The organism is Streptomyces chryseus, assembly GCF_014650755.1.
GTDB classification, from domain to species: domain Bacteria; phylum Actinomycetota; class Actinomycetes; order Streptomycetales; family Streptomycetaceae; genus Streptomyces; species Streptomyces chryseus.
Genome location: NZ_BMVO01000023.1, coordinates 23,833 through 41,137, shown reverse-complemented (window position 1 = coordinate 41,137; position 17,305 = coordinate 23,833). Strand labels below are relative to the sequence as shown.

General features: G+C 69.4%; 17 protein-coding genes. 7 read left to right on the top strand and 10 right to left on the bottom strand.

The annotated features are described in order from the left end of the window. Positions 1–63: 63 nt before the first annotated feature. From IE185_RS26325 to IE185_RS26305, 5 genes are all read right to left on the bottom strand, one after another. Positions 64–1,065: a DUF8426 domain-containing protein gene (locus IE185_RS26325; protein ID WP_138898791.1), complete on the bottom strand. Its 1,002-nt coding sequence runs from the start codon at positions 1,063–1,065 to the stop codon at positions 64–66. 144 nt (positions 1,066–1,209) lie between these two features. Continuing rightward, complete coding sequence (locus IE185_RS26320) at positions 1,210–2,904, bottom strand: relaxase/mobilization nuclease domain-containing protein (RefSeq protein ID WP_138898790.1); 1,695 nt, start codon at positions 2,902–2,904, stop codon at positions 1,210–1,212. Next, on the bottom strand, positions 2,894–3,502 hold the full coding sequence (locus IE185_RS26315; RefSeq protein ID WP_229843704.1) for a plasmid mobilization relaxosome protein MobC: 609 nt from the start codon (positions 3,500–3,502) through the stop codon (positions 2,894–2,896). The genes IE185_RS26320 and IE185_RS26315 overlap by 11 nt, the downstream gene beginning before the upstream one ends. A gap of 322 nt (positions 3,503–3,824) precedes the next feature. Continuing rightward, on the bottom strand, positions 3,825–5,081 hold the full coding sequence (locus tag IE185_RS26310) for a DUF3631 domain-containing protein (RefSeq protein ID WP_189716146.1): 1,257 nt from the start codon (positions 5,079–5,081) through the stop codon (positions 3,825–3,827). A 646-nt stretch (positions 5,082–5,727) separates the two neighbouring features. Beyond that, positions 5,728–5,913 carry a helix-turn-helix domain-containing protein gene (locus IE185_RS26305; protein ID WP_229843710.1) on the bottom strand — a complete coding sequence of 62 codons (186 nt, stop codon included), beginning with the start codon at positions 5,911–5,913 and terminating at the stop codon, positions 5,728–5,730. Between the two features lie 129 nt (positions 5,914–6,042). Between IE185_RS26305 and IE185_RS26300 the strand changes: the two genes are divergently transcribed. Together IE185_RS26300 and IE185_RS26295 are read left to right on the top strand one after the other, a co-directional pair. Continuing rightward, positions 6,043–6,543, top strand: a complete 501-nt coding sequence (locus tag IE185_RS26300; protein WP_138897340.1) for a helix-turn-helix transcriptional regulator — start codon at positions 6,043–6,045, stop codon at positions 6,541–6,543. 24 nt (positions 6,544–6,567) lie between these two features. Continuing rightward, positions 6,568–7,725, top strand: a complete 1,158-nt coding sequence (locus IE185_RS26295) for a tyrosine-type recombinase/integrase (protein WP_138897341.1) — start codon at positions 6,568–6,570, stop codon at positions 7,723–7,725. A 7-nt stretch (positions 7,726–7,732) separates the two neighbouring features. On the opposite strand, the gene sodN is transcribed toward IE185_RS26295, so the two are convergent. Then, positions 7,733–8,128 carry a superoxide dismutase, Ni gene (sodN, locus tag IE185_RS26290; protein WP_069926993.1) on the bottom strand — a complete coding sequence of 132 codons (396 nt, stop codon included), beginning with the start codon at positions 8,126–8,128 and terminating at the stop codon, positions 7,733–7,735. Between the two features lie 144 nt (positions 8,129–8,272). Between sodN and sodX the strand changes: the two genes are divergently transcribed. After that, positions 8,273–8,698, top strand: coding sequence for a nickel-type superoxide dismutase maturation protease (gene sodX / locus IE185_RS26285; RefSeq protein WP_138897342.1), 426 nt, complete (start codon positions 8,273–8,275; stop codon positions 8,696–8,698). On the opposite strand, the gene IE185_RS26280 is transcribed toward sodX, so the two are convergent. Then, complete coding sequence (locus tag IE185_RS26280; RefSeq protein ID WP_138897343.1) at positions 8,602–9,231, bottom strand: CGNR zinc finger domain-containing protein; 630 nt, start codon at positions 9,229–9,231, stop codon at positions 8,602–8,604. The two genes, sodX and IE185_RS26280, sit on opposite strands and share 97 nt — an antisense overlap. 86 nt (positions 9,232–9,317) lie before the next feature. Here IE185_RS26280 and IE185_RS26275 point away from each other — a divergent pair, with 86 nt between their 5' ends. After that, positions 9,318–10,094 carry a class I SAM-dependent methyltransferase gene (locus tag IE185_RS26275; protein WP_138897344.1) on the top strand — a complete coding sequence of 259 codons (777 nt, stop codon included), beginning with the start codon at positions 9,318–9,320 and terminating at the stop codon, positions 10,092–10,094. A 68-nt stretch (positions 10,095–10,162) separates the two neighbouring features. On the opposite strand, the gene IE185_RS26270 is transcribed toward IE185_RS26275, so the two are convergent. Genes IE185_RS26270 through IE185_RS26260 form a run of 3 tightly spaced genes read right to left on the bottom strand, consistent with a single transcriptional unit; the run spans position 10,163 to position 12,901 of the window. After that, positions 10,163–10,915, bottom strand: a complete 753-nt coding sequence (locus IE185_RS26270; protein ID WP_138897347.1) for an amino acid ABC transporter ATP-binding protein — start codon at positions 10,913–10,915, stop codon at positions 10,163–10,165. Between the two features lie 10 nt (positions 10,916–10,925). Then, positions 10,926–11,900 (bottom strand): amino acid ABC transporter permease, encoded by a 975-nt coding sequence (locus IE185_RS26265; protein ID WP_373303760.1) that lies wholly within the window; start codon positions 11,898–11,900, stop codon positions 10,926–10,928. 44 nt (positions 11,901–11,944) lie between these two features. Then, positions 11,945–12,901: an ABC transporter substrate-binding protein gene (locus IE185_RS26260; protein ID WP_138898215.1), complete on the bottom strand. Its 957-nt coding sequence runs from the start codon at positions 12,899–12,901 to the stop codon at positions 11,945–11,947. Positions 12,902–13,424: 523 nt separating this feature from the next. Between IE185_RS26260 and IE185_RS26255 the strand changes: the two genes are divergently transcribed. The 3 genes from IE185_RS26255 (at position 13,425) to IE185_RS26245 (ending at position 17,266) form a co-directional block, all read left to right on the top strand. After that, positions 13,425–14,672, top strand: a complete 1,248-nt coding sequence (locus IE185_RS26255; protein WP_138898213.1) for an NAD(P)-dependent malic enzyme — start codon at positions 13,425–13,427, stop codon at positions 14,670–14,672. A gap of 155 nt (positions 14,673–14,827) precedes the next feature. Next, positions 14,828–15,793 (top strand): zinc-binding dehydrogenase, encoded by a 966-nt coding sequence (locus IE185_RS26250; RefSeq protein WP_138898212.1) that lies wholly within the window; start codon positions 14,828–14,830, stop codon positions 15,791–15,793. A gap of 75 nt (positions 15,794–15,868) precedes the next feature. Beyond that, positions 15,869–17,266, top strand: coding sequence for a cellulase family glycosylhydrolase (locus tag IE185_RS26245; protein WP_373303761.1), 1,398 nt, complete (start codon positions 15,869–15,871; stop codon positions 17,264–17,266). Positions 17,267–17,305: the final 39 nt, after the last annotated feature.

The following is a 17,305-nucleotide window of genomic DNA, read 5'->3' as shown; positions in this document are numbered from 1 at the left end:
TATCTCAACTCCCCACCCAGCACTCGGTGGCTCCTCAGATCTGCTCAGCCTGGCTCCCCACCTTCAGTGCGCCCTCCCGTTGAACGGGCGAAACACTCGTGCCTCCTCGTTCGGCCACGCGAGGACGACACCGGCGTTCTCGCAGATCCGTCGCCACCGTTCCTTCTCTGTGGGGGCCCGCTCCACCCAGAGCACCCGGCGCACGGGGCGGTCGCGGAAGTGGTCGGCGTAGTCGAGGAGCTGAGCGAGGCCGGCCCGCAACTGAGCGGTGGCGTTGTGGTCGTTCAAGGACTTGACCTCCACCAGGGTGAAGTTCCCTTCGGTGTCGGTCCATGCAAGGTCGTATGCGGGCGCACCCGTCGGGGACAGAGGGTGAATGCCCCGGACTATTGCCTCATCGGCAAGACGGTCCTGCAGGATGCCGTGTGCCAACCAGCCTGCCGCGGTGAGGTCCGGGTCCGGCCTGCTCAGCTCCGCCTCCCTCGGCGGCGGTCTGTCGCCCTGCCGCCGGTACGTCGCGCCAGGCGGGGACGGCTGCTCGGTCACGGGGAACTCCAGGGCGCCCTCTTCGGCAAGGAGGTCGGCGACGGCCTCGCGGAACTCGGCGCGGTGCGTCTTGATGGGCCGTATGGTGCCCTGCATCGTGAGCGCGCTGGGCGGAAGCTCGCTACGGTTCAGGTAGGTGAACCACCGCATCCGACGGCGGCGCGGGAACCCGTCGTCGTGCCACGGCTCGTACGTGGGATCACCGATGACCTCGCCCACGTAGACGACGCCATTCGCACGGTCATGGACGGCGATCCAGTGACCCACCTGGACCTTCCACAGGAAGGCGTGGAGCTGCGTCGTCCACTGGGTGATCGTGCCGGGTTTCTTTTCGGGGAACCGGCTCTCGAAGGCACGCCGCAAAGGCGCCGGGTCCTCGGCCGGCTCGACGTAGCCGATGTCGTGGTAGCTCGTGGCGCAGTACCCACCCATGATCCATTGCTCGGCGCGGTCGTCGTCTTCCCGACCCGCCGTCAGCAGCCAGGTATCCGGTTCACCAGCGGAGTCGGTCGAGGACATGTCAGGCATCATGATCCAGAGTATGCCGGGACACGGCACGGAGCCGTTGTTGGCCGAGGCAACAGACTTGGGAACGACGAGCAATCTCGGCCGAGTTCAGGAATCCCCATCACCACGAGGCGTGGCGGGGGCAACTGCTCTGGTTTAGCGGTGCCGACCGCGCTCTTCGGGCCTAATGGGCACTGATGTGGCCGGGCGCTGTGGCGCCGCAGGCACGGACGATGTGCCCCTGATGCTGCTTCGCCTGCGTGCTGCCTGTGCATGCCTGTCGGGCTGGGTGGTGATGCGCCAGTTGAGGACCTCGGCGGGGCGCTCGGCGGTGTCGAGCTCGCGTTCGGTGCCGACTTCGGCCAGGAGGCGTCGGGGGTTGTGGCCGGCGGTTTCGGCTCGGGCGAGGGTGGTGGTGAGGGCTGGCCAGGCCGGGTCGGCGAGGATGCGGTCGGCGTGGTCGGGGAGGGCGGCGCAAAGGTCCTGTTCGAAGCGGCGGATGGTTGTGGCGTGTGGGGCGCGTCGGGCGAGGTCCGCCAGGACGGGCTCGGCGGTCTGATGGTAGCTGGCCTGTAGGTGGCGGAAGGTTCGCTCGGCTGCTGCGGCCTGCTGTTCGTGGCCGCGTTGCCCATGCCATTTGGCGGCGGCACGGGCCAGGTGGAGGGCGGCGAAGATCAGCGCGATGGCGAGACCGCCCGGATCGTGGGAGGCGTAGGCGAGTTCTTTGGCGGCTTCGCGCAGGGCGGTGGCGGCCTGGTGGTCGGCCCGGGTGGCCGATCGGCGGGCACGGTTGAACGCGCGGGCCGCCGCTTGCAGTTCTGCCTGGTGCGGGCCGCGTGTGGCAAGGGCCAGGTTGTGCAGGGCGTCGCCAAAGGCGTCCAGGTGGCCTTGGGCCACGTCATCGTCGTTCGAGTCGAGGACGGTGTGGGCGTGGCGGATGGCGGTTTCGGCGCGGCGCCACGTTTCGGTCGGGTCCGCCACATGCTGTGGACGGTTGGCCACGTCCTGTCCGGGGAGGCGTTCACGCAGGCGGTTGATGGACAGGTCGGGGGCGAGGCTTGAGCCGCCGTACCAGACCGGTTCGCCTTGGGCGGTGTCGCCGGGGGCGGCCAGGCTGTAGCCGGTCACCTCGCCTGTCTCGGGGCCGATGCGCGGCTTGATGTGGATGCCGAGCGAGGTGAGGACGGTGAAGTAGTCATCGATGCTGCGTACGGCGGCGGCGACCGCGTACGCCTGCTCGCGCAGCCACTCCCGCGCCGTCACGTTCTGGCCCTGGCGCTCGGCCTTGGCACGCTCGGCCCCGGTCGGTGTGCGCGGGGCGGTCAGGTCGCCGGACTTGAGGCGGCGCAGCCCGAACTCGGCTTCGATCTTGCGGCACTCCTGTTGTGCCCGCCAGCCGTCGCGGTTGGTGCGGGGGCGGCGGCCGTCGGCGCGGACGCTGGTGGCGAGGATGTGGATGTGGTCGTCCGCGTGCCGCACTGCGATCCACCGGCACGCTTGGTCGTCGCCCTCGGGGGCGATGCCGGTGGCGGCGACGACGCGGCGGGCGACCTCGGCCCACTCGGCGTCGGTCAGGTAGCGGTCGCCCGGTGCGGTGCGCACCGGGCAGTGCCATACGTGCTTCGGCGGCTTCTTCCCGCCGAGCTCGCGGGTGCGCAGGTCGACGTGGTGGTCGAGGCGTTTGGCGAGCTGGGTGTAGGTGGCTTCGGGGTTGCGTCCGGGGTCGGGTGCGCCGGCCATGTCCCAGGCGGCCACGATGTGCGGGTCGGTGTGCTCGTCCCGGCGGCCCTTGCCGAAGAGGTAGTTGATCAGGCCGAGGGTGTCGGAGCCGGTGGAGACGTCAGGAACCATGGCTGCCGCCTTCCGCCACGAGCTTGTCCATCAACTCGTAGCTGCGCTTGACGGCTTGGTCGATGTGGTCGAGTACGGCCTCGGCCTGGTCGGGCAGGGCACCGCTGTTGATGGCCATGGTGATCTGGTTGAGGTTGGTGCCGATCCGGTTCAGCGCCTTGGTGTGTGTCTCGACGGCTTCCACCAGTGCCCGGCTGGGGTCGTCTTCCGGGCTGCCGGTCATGCTCGCCTTGCCGAGCGCGACCGCGAGGGCGGCGTCGCCGACGAACCCGGCGAACCTCTTATGGCGGCGCTTGGCTGCCTCGTCGATGGTGTGGACCGCGGTCGGGGTGAAGCGGATCTTCTTCTCCTGGTCGCGCCTCTCGGTGGTGCGCTTGCGGTTCATCCGCGCGGGCAGCGTGGGGGCGTCGGGCTCACGCCACGAGGGCAGCTCAATGGGCGACGCAGTGTGGGCAGACGACTCGGGCTGCGGGGCAGTGCTGTCGGCGGGCAGCTCGTCGTGTGTGGCGGGGGCATTGGCGACGGACGAGGCGTTGGGCTCGGTCGTCCTTTCCCCCGGCTCGGGCGCCCGCTGGCGCCCGGCCTCCACCTCCGCCACCCCTGGGGCGGGGGCAAGCGCGGACGAAGCCCCGTTAGGGGCTCGAACGCTCCAGCTTGCTGCTGTTCGGCGGGCCAGGCCGATCAAGCCCTTGCCGTGGCGGGAGGGGGCCTCGTGTGTGGGGTTGTCGTGCATGGTAGTGCTCCGGTGGCATGTGGGCAGGGCTTCGTCACGTCCGTCGCATCCGTCCCGTTGCTGGTCAGGACAGGTACGGACTCGGCTGCAGGTACGGATAACTCCGTCCCGGCGAGGAAGTCCGTCCCCGCGCTGACCTGCGCGGGGACGGATGGGACGGACTGAGACGGACCCAGGGGAAGGTGGGTCAGCGGGCGGGCTTGGGGCCTGCGGTGCCGCCGGGCGGGCCGACGGGCAGCGACCCGCTCGGAGGGGCGGGCGGCTTGCCCTGGGCTGGACGTACGGGCGCGAACTCGTGCCCGACTGCGGGGACCGGCTGGGCGGGGTCGGGGCAATAGCGGGCCCAGGCGTCGAGGAACTGATTGCGGGCGTACGCCTTGGCCTGACGGCCCTGCTCGAAGCGATAGTTCGCTGGGCGGATGCCGAAGTCCTTGAGCAGCGCCGACAGGTGGAAGGCGGTCAGCCCCTTGGTGCCGTAGTCCGGCCACGGAGATTCAGCGTCTGCCAGTAGAGAGGCCAGCAGATCCTGCGAGCGCAGAGCCTCCTTGTTGCCCTCCTGTTCGAAGATGCGGCGGATATCACGCAGCAGCCGCGTCTTCAGGGTCGTCTGCTCGTCCTGGACGGCCTCGTGCTGAGTCATCGCCAAACAGGCGGCGCGGGCGCTGGTGGGCCAGTGGCCGCCGGCCAGGTCGGCGACGATGACCAGCGGCTCCCAGGTGTCCGCAGCCCGGTCCTCAACCGGCATCTTCGGCACCAGACCGGCAGCCGTGCCACGCAGCGGCGTCAGCCACGCGGCCAGCCGGTCGCGCACCGCATGCAGTTCAGGCACGGAGTACCTCGAGCGGAACGGGGTGATCCGCTCGCCGGGCTTGCGCTTCTGCATGCGCAGCACGACCGCGCGGTCCGTGATCGTGTCGGGCAGGTCGCCGATCCCGGCCAGCGCGGCCATGGCGAAGGTGGGAAACGCCGTCGGCTTGTGCTCCGGCCCGGAGATCCGCCAGGCGGGCCGGTTGCGCTGGTGCCCGGCGTTCAGCAGGCCACGCAGGTCCTCCTTATCGCCCGCCTTGGGGCCGAAGATGGTGTCGGCCTCGTCCACCAGCAGCGTCGGCGGGTTCTTGCCGATGACGCGGAAGACCACCGCAGGGGAGGTGTTCACCGTCATCATCGGCTGGTGCACGGTCTCGTGGAGCACGTCCAGGACACGGGACTTGCCGCACCCCTTGGTCGGCCCCACCACCGCCAGACGCGGCGCATGCTGCAGGGCGGGCTGGATGTGGGAGGCCGCCACCCACAGCGTTACCGCCGTCAGCGCCTCCTCACTCGGCAGCACTACGTACCGGCCGATCGCCGCCCGCAGCTCATCCAGCAGCACGGCCCCGTCACCGGTCGCCTCGACGCTCACACCCCCACGGTCCCCGGTCCCCGAACCGTCATCCGGGACCACGGTCCCGCTCTGTACCTGCTCGGTCCCCACGGGACCGTCGGTCCCCGCAGCCCGTTGGGGGCCACGGTCCCGTGCCGCACGGTCCCCTGGTGCAATGCCCGCGCCCTGGGGACCGGTCCCCACATTGGGGACCAGGGGACCGGGGCCAGGCTGATGGTCCGCCTTCGGGGAGGGCACTGGTCCGCCCGGACCGGCATGGTCCGCATCCTGTGGTGCGATCCGCACGCCGCGGGCCTGCATCTCTTCCCCGTCAGCGGATATCTGCTCCGTGGCCCGTGCCTGATCGTGGGACCAGGCGGCGCCCTTCGGCGGCAGCGGAGCAACGCCGTGGTGCGGTTGGTCTCCGGTCCCCTGGAGAGGGGACCGTGACTCGGCTCGGTCCCCGTTGCGCGGGACCATCCCCTGCCCGGGGACCGCCACGGGTGGCCAGACAACCTGGGGCCTGGTTTCCGCGTTGGCGGATGCACTCGAAGCGCGTGAGGACGTAGAGTCCTCCATAGATGTTCCTCTCTGGTGAGAGGCAGGACGGGCTAGGTCCGGCCCCTCACCAACTCGTTCGTTCACGTACGGGTGATGAGTTGGGGAGTCCTTGGCCCTCGGCGGTTGTTCGCCGGGGGCCGCTGCTGTATCCGGCGCTGTCGGCATTTCACGACGCCAGCCCCCACTCGTCCTGGCCCTCGGTCAGCGCGCTCTCATAGCGCAGCAGCTCGGCCTCCGGGTACAGCACCCGCTTGCCGACCTTGATGCCGCGTGGACCCTTCTTGATCTGTCGCCAGTAGCGGACGGTGCTTTCGGCTGTGCGGTAGCGCTCGGCGACCTCGGCGGTGGTCAGGTATCACATGCATTCCCATTCGGCTAGGCGGCGATTCGATCTGCATAGGTTGTACCCGACGATCACCGGTTAGCCAAATCGGGAAGGTCATGTTTCACTTTGGATAGCAACGGTTGTGATGGAGGCGCGATGGCAGGCGACAAGCCCGAGGGCGGCGAGGTCCCGCTGCTCTACAGCGAGGGGAACGTGGCTGCGCGCGTGGCCCTGGAGCGCGAGGTCAGGGGGTGGAGTACGACCGAGTTGGCGGAACGGGTAACCAGGGCGGGCGTGAAGATGAATCAGACGGCGGTCTGGCGCATCGAGAACGGCACCCCCCGTCGCCGTATCAACCTTGACGAGGCCCTGGCCTTCGCTCGCGTCTTCGAGCTGCCCCTTGAGGAGCTGATGTCCCCTCCCTTGGAGGGGCTCGACATCGACGGTCGGCGGCTCGTGCATGAGGCCGTAGAGGCGTTCTATGAGACGCGCGACGCGCAGGACCGTCTGCACCGCGCCGTCACCGCCATTGCCGACCACATCCAGGCCCACCCGGATAGTTCACGGGCCATTCACGAGCAGTGCCTTCGCCTCATGGGCGACGAGCGCGACGCCCGTGCCCTCACAGGGCACATCGAGGGCGGCGGCTACTACTGATAACCGACTTGAAGGAGAGGCCACTTGGCCAACATTCAGAAGCGCCCCGACACCGGCAAATGGCGGGCCCGCTACCGAGACCTGGACGGAAAGGAGCACGCCCGTCACTTCGATCGCAAGCTCGACGCCCAGCGCTGGCTCGATGAGGTCACGGCCAGCATCGTCACCGGACAGTATGTCGATCCGCGCGCCGGGCGGATCTCGTTCGAGACGTACGCGAAGAGGTGGGAGGAGTCGCTCATCGCGAGCGAGGCGGGTGAGCGCATCACCGACAACGCGCTACGGCTTCATCTCGTACCGGTGCTTGGCTCCCGCGGTATGGCGGCGATCCGCCGCAACGACATCCAGGTGCTGTTCAAGAACCTGACCGAGCAGCTTGGCCCCGGCAGCGTACGCAACGTCTACGACGTCCTCGTGCGCGTCATGACCGCGGCCGTCGAGGACAAGGTCATCGCCTCCAGTCCGTGCCGCCGGATCACCCTGCCGCCCATGCCGGATGAGGAGGTCACCCCGCCCACGGTCGAGCAGGTCCAGGCCATGGACCGTGTGATGCCGCCGTACATACGCGCGGCCATTGTCACCCTGGCGGGGTCGGGATTGCGCATAGGTGAGTTGCTCGGCCTGAAGGTGTCGGACGTCGACTTCAAGGCGGGCACCATCCGCGTCGAACGTCAGCGCCTCCAGTCCGGGAAGATCGGCCCGCCGAAGACCGCGAAATCGCGGCGTACCGTCCCGGTCGGCGAGGTCGTCATCGACGCCCTGCTGGCGCATCTCGCCGCACGGCCCTCGAAAGAGTGGCTGTTCACCATGGAAGAGGGTGAGCCCCTCAACTACCGCCGCTGGAAGACTGAGTGGAACTGCGCCCGGAGGGCGCTCCAGGCGGCGGAGAACGAGGCGGCCGAGCGTGAGGACCGCAAGCCGGTCGAGCTGCCGCACATGGTGACCCACGACCTGCGCCACTTCTTCGCCTCCGCGCTCATCGCCGGCGGAGCGAGCGTCAAGCAGGTCCAGCTCGTCCTCGGCCACGCGTCCGCCGTCATCACGCTGCGGATCTACGCCCATCTGTGGCCGGGCGAAGAAGACCGCACCCGGTCCGTCATGGACGCCGTGCTCGGCGGCCTGCGGACCGGGTGCGGACTGGAAGACCAGGCGATCAAGGAAACCGCAGGTCAGAGGGCATGATCTGAGATCAAGCCTTCTTGGTCTCCCAGAAGATCTTGTCGATCTGGGCGATGTAGTCCAGCGCCTTCTGGCCCGTCGCCGGGTCGGTCGAGGCCTTGGCGGCGCTGAGCGCCTTGAGGGCGTCGTTGACGAGCTGGTGCAGCTCCGGGTACTTCTCGAAGTGCGGGGGCTTGAAGTAGTCGCTCCACAGCACCGATACGTGGTGCTTGGCGAGCTCCGCGCGCTGCTCCTTGATGACCGTGGCGCGCGCCTGGAAGTGCGCGTCGTCGTTGGCCTGCATCTTTTCCTGCGTGGCCTTGACCGACTCGGCCTCGATGCGGGCCTGGGCCGGGTCGTACACGCCGCAGGGCAGGTCGCAGTGAGCGCTGACCTTCACCTTGGGGGCAAACAGGCGGGAGAGCATGTAAGAGCTTCCTTCCTCGTGATCGTCTTCTCAGGTGGGACATTACTCCGTGAGAGACCGCTTTTCGCGGGTGCCCCCATGGGCTTAGGTCAAAAGTCCAGGGCGAGGATGGGACTGGTGGAGGATCGGACCGGGAGGTGCCGGATGGTCGAGCAGGGGTGGGAGCCGACAGCGGTGTTCGGGGCCGCCGAGGTGACGGGCCCGTCCATGGTGCCGACGCTGCGGCACCGGGATCAGCTGCTCGTGCACTACGGGGCGCGCCTGCGTGTGGGGGACGTGGCCGTACTGCGCCATCCCCTGCAGCAGGATCTGCTCATCGTGAAGCGGCTGGTGGACCGCAGGGGCGCCGGCTGGTGGGTCCTCGGCGACAACCCGGACGCCGAGGTCGTGGACAGCCGGGCCTTCGGAGTCGTGCCGGCCGAGCTGGTGCTGGGGCGGGTGCGGGCGCGCTACCGCCCGATCCGGGCCGGGCGTCAGCGGTCGGCCGTGGTGGTGCTCTCCTGGCTGGTGTCCGCCGTACGGCCCGTACTCGCCGACCGGTCGGTCTCCAGGCGCTTGCGGGCCCGGTAGGCGGCGACGTTCGCGCGGGTCGCGCAGCGGTCCGAGCAGTAGCGGCGCGAGCGGTTGGTCGAGGTGTCGAGGTAGGCGTTGCGGCACGGCGGCGCCTGGCACAGGCCGAGGCGGTCCGCCCCGTGCTCGGTCAGGTGGAAGGCCAGGCCCATCGAGGCGATGGCGGCGTACCCCGCCGTCGCGTTGGACGGGTGGTCGGCGAGGTGCATGTGCCAGTCGGGGCGGCCGTCCTCCTTGCGCGTCTCGTGACCGGAGATCTGCGGGCTGACCGGGAACTCCATCAGCAGCGAGTTCAGCAGGTCGACCGCGAGCGTCTCGTCGCCCCCGTCCGCCGCCTCGAAGATCGCGCGCAGGCGGGCCCGTACCGCACGGAAGCGGGTGACGTCCGCGTCCGTGGCGCGGCGGGCCGCCGACGTGTTGCCGCCGAACAGCGCCCTGACCGCGTCCACCGACGTGAGGGTGTCCTTGTTGCGGGCCGGCTCCTCGCTGTTGACCAGGCGCACGGCGTAGTCCGAGTAATAGGCCAGTTCCACTTGTAGTCCTTACGGGGGCGGTCTAGGGTCTCAGTAATAGCTGTTTGTGCTTCGAGGGTATTACGGAACGCGGCGGAGGAGTCCTGATGGCGAAGACGTACACGGGGTCGGCGACGGGGACGGACTGGGCGGCCTGGCAGGAGAGCTGGGACCGGCAGCAGGAGTGGTACATGCCGGACCGCGAGGAGCGGTTCCGGGTGATGCTGGACATGGTCGAGGCCCTGGTCGGCCGCGAGCCGCGGGTGCTGGATCTGGCGTGCGGTACGGGAAGTATCACGGACCGGCTGCTCAAGCGGTTCCCGAAGGCGACCAGTACCGGCGTCGACCTCGACCCGGCGCTCCTCGCCATCGCGCGGGGGTACTTCGACGGCGACGAGCGGGTCACCTTCGTCACCGCCGACCTGAAGGACCCGCAGTGGACCCGTGCGCTGCCGCACGCGTCGTACGACGCCGTCCTCACCGCCACGGCGCTGCACTGGCTGCACAGCGACGACCTGACCACCCTGTACGGGCAGCTGGGCGGCCTGGTGCGGGCGGACGGCGTCTTCATGAACGCCGACCACATGATCGACGAGAGCACCCCGCGCATCAACGCGGCCGAGCGTGCCCACCGGCACGCCCGGATGGACCGCGCCAAGGCGCTGGGCGCGGTCGACTGGGCCGAGTGGTGGGACCTGGCCGCCAAGGACCCCGTACTCGCCGAGCCGACCGCCAGGCGCTTCGAGATCTACGGCGAGCACGCCGACGGCGACACCCCCGGCCTCGACTGGCACGCGCGGACGCTGCGGGAGGCGGGCGGGTTCGGGGAGGCGCGGGCGGTGTGGAGCTCGCCCTCGGACGCGCTGGTGCTGGCGGTGAAGTAGCGGGCGGGGGACGGCACACGAAAAGGCGGTACGGACCGGGTGGTCCGCACCGCCTTCGTCGTGTCCGGCTACAGCACCTTCGACAGGAACGCCTTCGTTCGGTCGTGCTGCGGGTTCGTGAGCACGTCGCGCGGGTTGCCCGCCTCGACGACCACGCCGTCGTCCATGAAGACCAGCGCGTCGCCGACCTCACGGGCGAAGCCCATCTCGTGCGTGACGACGATCATCGTCATGCCGTCCTCGGCGAGACCGCGCATCACGTCGAGCACGTCGCCCACCAGCTCGGGGTCGAGCGCCGACGTCGGCTCGTCGAAGAGCATCAGCTTCGGCTCCATGGCCAGCGCGCGGGCGATCGCCACGCGCTGCTGCTGGCCGCCGGAGAGCTGCGACGGGTAGTTCCTGGACTTGTCGCCCAGGCCGACCCGGTCCAGCAGACGCTCGGCACGCTCGCGGGCCACCGCCTTCGCCTCGCCCTTGACCTGGATCGGGGCCTCCATGACGTTTTCGAGCGCCGTCATGTGCGGGAAGAGGTTGAAGCGCTGGAAGACCATGCCGATGTCCCGGCGGTGCGCCGCGACCTCGCTGTCCTTCAGCTCGTAGAGCTTGTCGCCCTTCTCGCGGTAGCCCACGAGCCGGCCGTCGACCGAGAGCCGGCCGGCGTTGATCTGCTCCAGGTGGTTGATGCACCGCAGGAACGTGGACTTGCCGGAGCCGGACGGGCCGACCAGGCAGAACACCTCACGCGGCGCGACCTCCAGGTCGATGCCCTTGAGGATGTGCGCGGCGCCGTAGGACTTGTGTACGCCCTCGGCCTTCACCATGGCGGTCATGTCATGCCCCCCTCGGGCTGGAGAAGGACGACAGGGACAGGTTGCGCTTGACCTTCTGCCACGGAGTCGGCGGCAGTGTCCGCAGCGAACCCCGGGCGTAACGGCGCTCCAGGTAGTACTGGCCGACGCTGAAGATGCTGGTCAGGACCAGGTACCAGACGGAGGCCACGAGGAGCATCTCCATCACGGCGAACGACGTGGAGCCGATGTTCTGGGCCGCTCGTGTCAGGTCCACGTACGTCACGGCCGCGACCAGCGACGACGTCTTGAGCAGGTTGATGAACTCGTTGCCGGTCGGCGGCACGATGACTCGCATCGCCTGCGGCAGCACCACGCGGCGCATGGTCTTGCTGTTGTTCATGCCCAGGGCGTGCGACGCCTCGGTCTGGCCCTCGTCGACCGACTGGATGCCGGCCCGCACGATCTCGGCCATGTAGGCGCCCTCGTTCAGGCCCAGGCCCAGCAGGGCGACCATGAACGGCGTCATGACGTCGATCATCTCGTCCTTGTAGAACCCGATGTTCAGGATCGGGAAGATCAGGGCGAGGTTGAACCACAGCAGCAGCTGGACGAACACCGGTGTGCCGCGGAAGAACCAGATGTAGAGCCAGGCGACGGCCCCGGTGACGGGGTTCTTCGACAGCCGCATGACCGCGAAGACAACACCCAGGACGAGGCCGATGGCCATCGACAGCACGCTGATCAGCAGCGTACGGCCCATGCCGGCCAGGATCCGGTCGTCGAAGATGAAGTCCCCGACCGTGCCCCACTGGACGTTGCCCTGCGAGAACGCGTAGATCAACATGCCGAACAGCGCGACCACGATCACGCCGGAGGCCCAGCGACCCCAGTGCCGTACCGGGATGGCCTTGATCTGCTCGGGGGGAGGGGTGGAAGCGGGGGTGGCTTCCGCCTTGGCGACCGGAGAGTCCTCGGGGGGCTCTTCGGCGGGCGCCTTGTCGAACTTGTCAGTCACTGTGACTGCCCTTCAGTGAAGCTCGGGGCGAGGAACGCCGGGATTTACTTGCCGGCGTTGACGGTCGCCTCGGTGACGGCGCTGTCCTTGACGTCCCACTTCTCCAGGACCTTCTCGTACTCACCGTTCTTGATGATCGCGTCCAGAGCCGCCTTGAGCGCGTCGCGCAGCTCCGGGTTGTCCTTGTTCACGGCGATGCCGAACGGGCCGGCGCCGATCTGGCCGCCGGCGACCTCGAAGTCGTTGCCGCCGCCCGCGGTCTTCGCGATGTGGGCCGCGACCGGGTAGTCGTTGAGGTCGGCCACGGCGGCGCCGATCTTCACGCGGGTCTGCGCCTCGGCGTCGGTGTCGAACGGGGCGATCTCAAGCTTTTCCTTGCCGCACTTCTTGGCCTGGTCCTTGAAGGTGTCCTCGTAGATCGTGCCGCGCTGGACGGCGACCTTCTTGCCGCAGAGGTCGTCCAGGGACTTGATGTTCTCCGGGTTGCCCTTCTTGACCAGCAGCGAGACGCCCGAGTTGAAGTAGTCGACGAAGTCGACACCCTTTCCGGCCTTCTTGCCCTTGTCGTCCAGGCCCTCCTGGCGGGCCTTCGTGTCGCTCATGGCCGACATGACGACGTCCTGGCGGCCGGTGTTGAGCGACGTGATCAGGCCGTCGAAGGTGCCGCTGGTGAACTCGAACTCGACGCCGAGCTGCTTGCCGAGGGCGGCGGCGATGTCGGGGTCGATGCCGACGATCTTGCCGCCCTCCTCGTACTCCATCGGGGCGTAGGCGGCGTCCGTGCCGACCTTGATCTTGCCGGCGTCCTGGTACTTCTTCGGCAGCTGGTCGAAGAGCGGAGCGCTGGAGGACTTGGTGCCCTTGGTCTCGTCGCTGCCCGAGCCGGACCCGGTCTGGTCGCCGCAGCCGGCGAGCAGCAGGGCACCGGCGACCGCGATCGCGCCGACCGCGGCTGTCCTGGACTGGGTGGCGGTCGTACGACGGGTGGTGCGTGCGGTCATGGTTGGTTCCTCCGGCGAGAAAGGGGAGTGGCCTGGGAGGTCGGGCACACTACTTCGAGTATCGCGACCTCGTGTGATTACGGCATCTTGCCATTCGGACTAGCCCATTCAGGGCTCCAGTCATGTCAAAATCGGGTAACGGGTGACCCCCGAATCTCAACGGGCCGGTACATCGCGGCCGGACCTTCTGTTGAGTACCGCCTTTTCGGCCGGAAAATCTCCGGCTCGTCTCGCCATTTGGAACCGATTCATGCCACCAAACGGACTTGTCCGCACATGCGGGCATGAGTCGTACCACCACGGTGATACGGGCTCGTCGTCGATGCCGCCGATCAGGTAGAAAAGACGGTTACACCCCTCATCCGGGGCTCAGGGCGCGTGTGCGGCGCGCCCGCGCGTACGTACCTCCTCTCTGTCAGGGCGGGCCAACCGCCCAGCGCAGAGAACGGACGCGGTGCCCGCCCACCCCTCCTCAACCAGGAGCGGCCACCCTCAACTGATGAAGACTTAAGGGGTAAAACGAATGGCAGCGGAGATCGTCAATCCTCGCAGCGACAGCAGTGCGGACAGGACTATGGACAGCAATACGGGCAACAGTGCCGAAGGGGCTCCCGAGGAGCCCTTCGATCCGGCCTTCGCCCTGCACCGCGGCGGCAAGATGGCCATCCAGGCGACCGTGCCGGTGCGCGACAAGGACGACCTGTCCCTCGCGTACACGCCGGGTGTCGCCAAGGTGTGCAGCGCGATCGCGGAGCAGCCCGATCTGGTCAACGACTACACCTGGAAATCGAACGTCGTGGCCGTCGTGACGGACGGCACGGCGGTGCTCGGGCTCGGTGACATCGGCCCCGAGGCCTCGCTCCCCGTGATGGAGGGCAAGGCGATCCTCTTCAAGCAGTTCGGCGGCGTCGACGCGGTTCCGATCGCGCTCGCGACGACCGACGTGGACGAGATCATCGAGACCGTCGTGCGGCTCGGCCCGTCCTTCGGCGGCGTGAACCTGGAGGACATCTCGGCGCCCCGCTGCTTCGAGATCGAGCGCCGGCTCCAGGAGGAGCTGGACATTCCGGTCTTCCACGACGACCAGCACGGCACGGCCGTGGTCACTCTGGCCGCGCTGCGCAATGCCGCCAGGCTCACCGGCCGTACGCTCGGCGACCTGCGTGCCGTGATCTCGGGCGCGGGTGCGGCCGGGGTCGCCATCGCGAAGTTCCTGCTGGCGGCCGGGCTCGGCGACGTGGCCGTCGCCGACCGCAAGGGCATCGTCAGCCGGGACCGCGAGGACCTGACGGACGTCAAGCGCGAGCTGGCCGAGATCACGAACCGGGCCGGGTTGACCGGCTCGCTGGAGACCGCGCTGGTCGGGGCCGATGTCTTCATCGGTGTCTCCGGCGGCACGGTGCCGGAGCCGGCGGTGGCGTCGATGGCGCCGCAGTCGTTCGTGTTCGCCATGGCCAACCCGAACCCGGAGGTCCACCCGGACGTCGCGCACAAGTACGCGGCGGTCGTCGCGACCGGTCGCAGCGACTACCCGAACCAGATCAACAACGTGCTGGCCTTCCCCGGGATCTTCGCGGGTGCGCTCCAGGTGCGGGCGTCGCGGATCACCGAGGGCATGAAGATCGCGGCGGCGAACGCGCTGGCCGACGTCGTCGGTGACGCGCTGGCCGCGGACTACGTGATCCCGTCCCCGTTCGACGAGCGCGTCGCTCCGGCCGTCACGGCGGCCGTGGCGGCGGCGGCTCGCGCGGAGGGTGTCGCGCGACGGTAGTGCTCCGACCGTGCCGTACGGGCCGCGCCGCACCCTCTGCCGAGGGGGCGGCGCGGCCTTTGCGCAGGGGCGGGCACGGACCTGCTCGTGTGAGCGACGCGTGTCACACCCGTGCGTGGTTCCGCCACGCATCCTGTCGCCCTATCGTCATGGTCATGTTCGCTGCCTACGCCGCCCGCATCGACCGCGACCGCCCGCTGAACGGCCTCGAGCTGGGCGAGCGCCCCGCGCCCGAGGTGAGGCCCGGCTGGACCACCGTCACCGTCAAGGCCGCCTCCCTCAACCACCACGACCTGTGGTCGCTGCGCGGCGTCGGCCTCGGCGAGGAGTCCCTGCCGATGATCCTCGGCTGCGACGCGGCCGGAATCGACGCCGACGGCAACGAGGTCGTCGTGCACTCCGTCATCGGTGAGACCGGCCACGGCGTCGGGCCGCGCGAGAAGCGGTCCATCCTGACCGAGAAGTACCAGGGGACCTTCGCCGAGCAGGTCACCGTCCCGGCCTGGAACGTGCTCCCCAAGCCCAGGGAGCTGTCGTTCGCGGAGGCCGCCTGCCTGCCGACCGCCTGGCTCACGGCGTACCGGATGCTCTTCACCAACGCGGGCGTACGCCCCGGCGACAGCGTTCTCGTGCAGGGCGCCGGCGGCGGTGTCGCGACCGCCGCGATCGTCCTCGGCAAGGCGGCGGGCCTGCGGGTGTACGCCACCAGCCGCGACGAGGCCAAGCGCAAGCGGGCGGTCGAGCTGGGCGCGGTGGAGGCGTTCGAGCCGGGCGCGCGGCTGCCGCAGCGGGTCGACGCGGTGATCGAGACCGTCGGCGCCGCCACCTGGTCGCACTCGGTGAAGTCCCTGCGGCCCGGCGGCACCCTGGTCATCTCCGGCGCGACCAGCGGCCCGAACCCGCCGTCCGCCGAACTCAACCGGATCTTCTTCCTGGAACTCAAGGTCGTCGGCTCGACGATGGGCTCCAAGGACGAGCTGGAGGACCTGCTGTCCTTCTGCGCGGCGACGGGCGTACGGCCGGTCGTCGACGAGGTGCTGCCGCTGGACCGGGCCCGCGAGGGCTTCGAGCGGATGGCGGGCGGCGACCTTTTCGGAAAGATCGTGCTGACGACCTCTTGATGGACCGTCAGTTCTGCTGATGTGCTCTCCGGCACGCGACGACGACGTGCTGCTGGAGGGGTGTCCGTGGTGTCTGTGGTGTCCGTGCGAGCCCGAACGGTCCGGAAACTCGCCGCTGCTTTCTGTACGGCCGCGCTGGCGGCCGGGGCCCTGGCCCCGGCGGCCGGCGCGAGGGAAGCCGGCGGGGGTGACGCGGTCCCCCGGCTCACCGACGACCGCGGACGCGTCCTCACCCTGCGTGGCTGGAACGTCGAGGACAAGACGCACCGCGGCGCCGAGGCGCTGTCCGCCATCACCGAGAAGCACTTCCGCGACCTGAACGCCCGCGGCTTCAACTTCGCCCGGCTGCTGGTCTTCTGGGACGACCTGGAGCCCCGGCGCGGACGGTACAGCGCGGCGTACCTCCGCAAGATCGAGCGGATCCTGGACTGGGCCGCGAAGTACGACGTACAGGTGCTCATCGATGCCCACCAGGACGTCTTCGGCCCCGCCTTCGGGCATCGCGGCATCCCGGAGTGGGCGACGCGCACCGACGGGCTCCCGTTCACGCCCAACCCCGACGACTGGTTCTCCGAGTACTTCCAGCCGGCCGTGCAGCGCGCCTTCACCCATCTCTACGAGGACCCGGACCTCCAGCGCGCCCAGGCCGCCATGTGGCGGGTGCTCGCCGACCGGTTCGGGGACCATCCGGCGGTGCTCGGGTACGACCTGATCAACGAGCCGATGGGTGAGCTCGGGCAGGGCGAGGACCTGCCCACGGCCGCGCGCCGCATCGAACGCGAGCAGATCACGCCGATGCACAACCGCCTGGCCGACGCCGTCCGCGCGGTCGACCGCGACAACTGGGTGTTCGTCGAGCCGACCCCGATCGTGGGCGAGGGCGTGCCGACCGGTCTCGGCAGGATCGACGACCCCAAGGTCGTGTACGCCCCGCACTTCTACAACGCCGCCATGGAGGCGGGCGCCGACTACGACCCGGCGGCCGGCTGGATCGAGGCGTACGAGGCGGCCGTCACGGCGTATCCGAAGGAGCACCGCGTGCCGGTGGTCGTCGGGGAGTGGGGGCCGCTCAACAACGCGCTGCCGAACATGGGGCGCTTCTACCGGGAGGCCCTGGCGTCCATGGACCGCTACAGCTCCGGGTGGGCGGGCTACGTGTGGTGCTACGGCGGTGGCTACTGCGCGGTGGACGCGGCGGGGGAGTTCCGTACGAACAAGGAGCAGACGGCGTCCCCGTACGCGCGGGCCGTGGCGGGGCGGGTGCGCGCCCAGTCGTACGACCCGCGGACCCGTGTTCTCCGTCTGTCGTACGTCGCCTCCGGGCGCGGAGTCACCGAGCTGTCGCTGCCTTCGCGTGCCCGCGACTGGCGGGTGCGGGTGACCGGGGCCGCGTGGGTGCGGGACGGGCGGATCTGGGCGCGGGCGGGTGCGCGGGTCTCGGTGACGGTCGCTCCGGTGGGGGTGGGGCGCTGAGGGCGCGGCAGTCCGGACCGTTCGCGGCTGTCAACTGTG

Bases quoted from the DNA above. Each gene is read 5' to 3' on its own strand.
- IE185_RS26325 (WP_138898791.1), bottom strand. From the start codon at position 1,065: ATGTCCTCGACCGACTCCGCTGGTGAACCGGATACCTGGCTGCTGACG.
- IE185_RS26320 (WP_138898790.1), bottom strand. From the start codon at position 2,904: ATGGTTCCTGACGTCTCCACCGGCTCCGACACCCTCGGCCTGATCAAC.
- IE185_RS26300 (WP_138897340.1), top strand. From the start codon at position 6,043: ATGGCAGGCGACAAGCCCGAGGGCGGCGAGGTCCCGCTGCTCTACAGC.
- sodN (WP_069926993.1), bottom strand. From the start codon at position 8,128: ATGCTCTCCCGCCTGTTTGCCCCCAAGGTGAAGGTCAGCGCTCACTGC.
- sodX (WP_138897342.1), top strand. From the start codon at position 8,273: ATGGTCGAGCAGGGGTGGGAGCCGACAGCGGTGTTCGGGGCCGCCGAG.
- IE185_RS26275 (WP_138897344.1), top strand. From the start codon at position 9,318: ATGGCGAAGACGTACACGGGGTCGGCGACGGGGACGGACTGGGCGGCC.
- IE185_RS26270 (WP_138897347.1), bottom strand. From the start codon at position 10,915: ATGGTGAAGGCCGAGGGCGTACACAAGTCCTACGGCGCCGCGCACATC.
- IE185_RS26260 (WP_138898215.1), bottom strand. From the start codon at position 12,901: ATGACCGCACGCACCACCCGTCGTACGACCGCCACCCAGTCCAGGACA.
- IE185_RS26255 (WP_138898213.1), top strand. From the start codon at position 13,425: ATGGCAGCGGAGATCGTCAATCCTCGCAGCGACAGCAGTGCGGACAGG.
- IE185_RS26250 (WP_138898212.1), top strand. From the start codon at position 14,828: ATGTTCGCTGCCTACGCCGCCCGCATCGACCGCGACCGCCCGCTGAAC.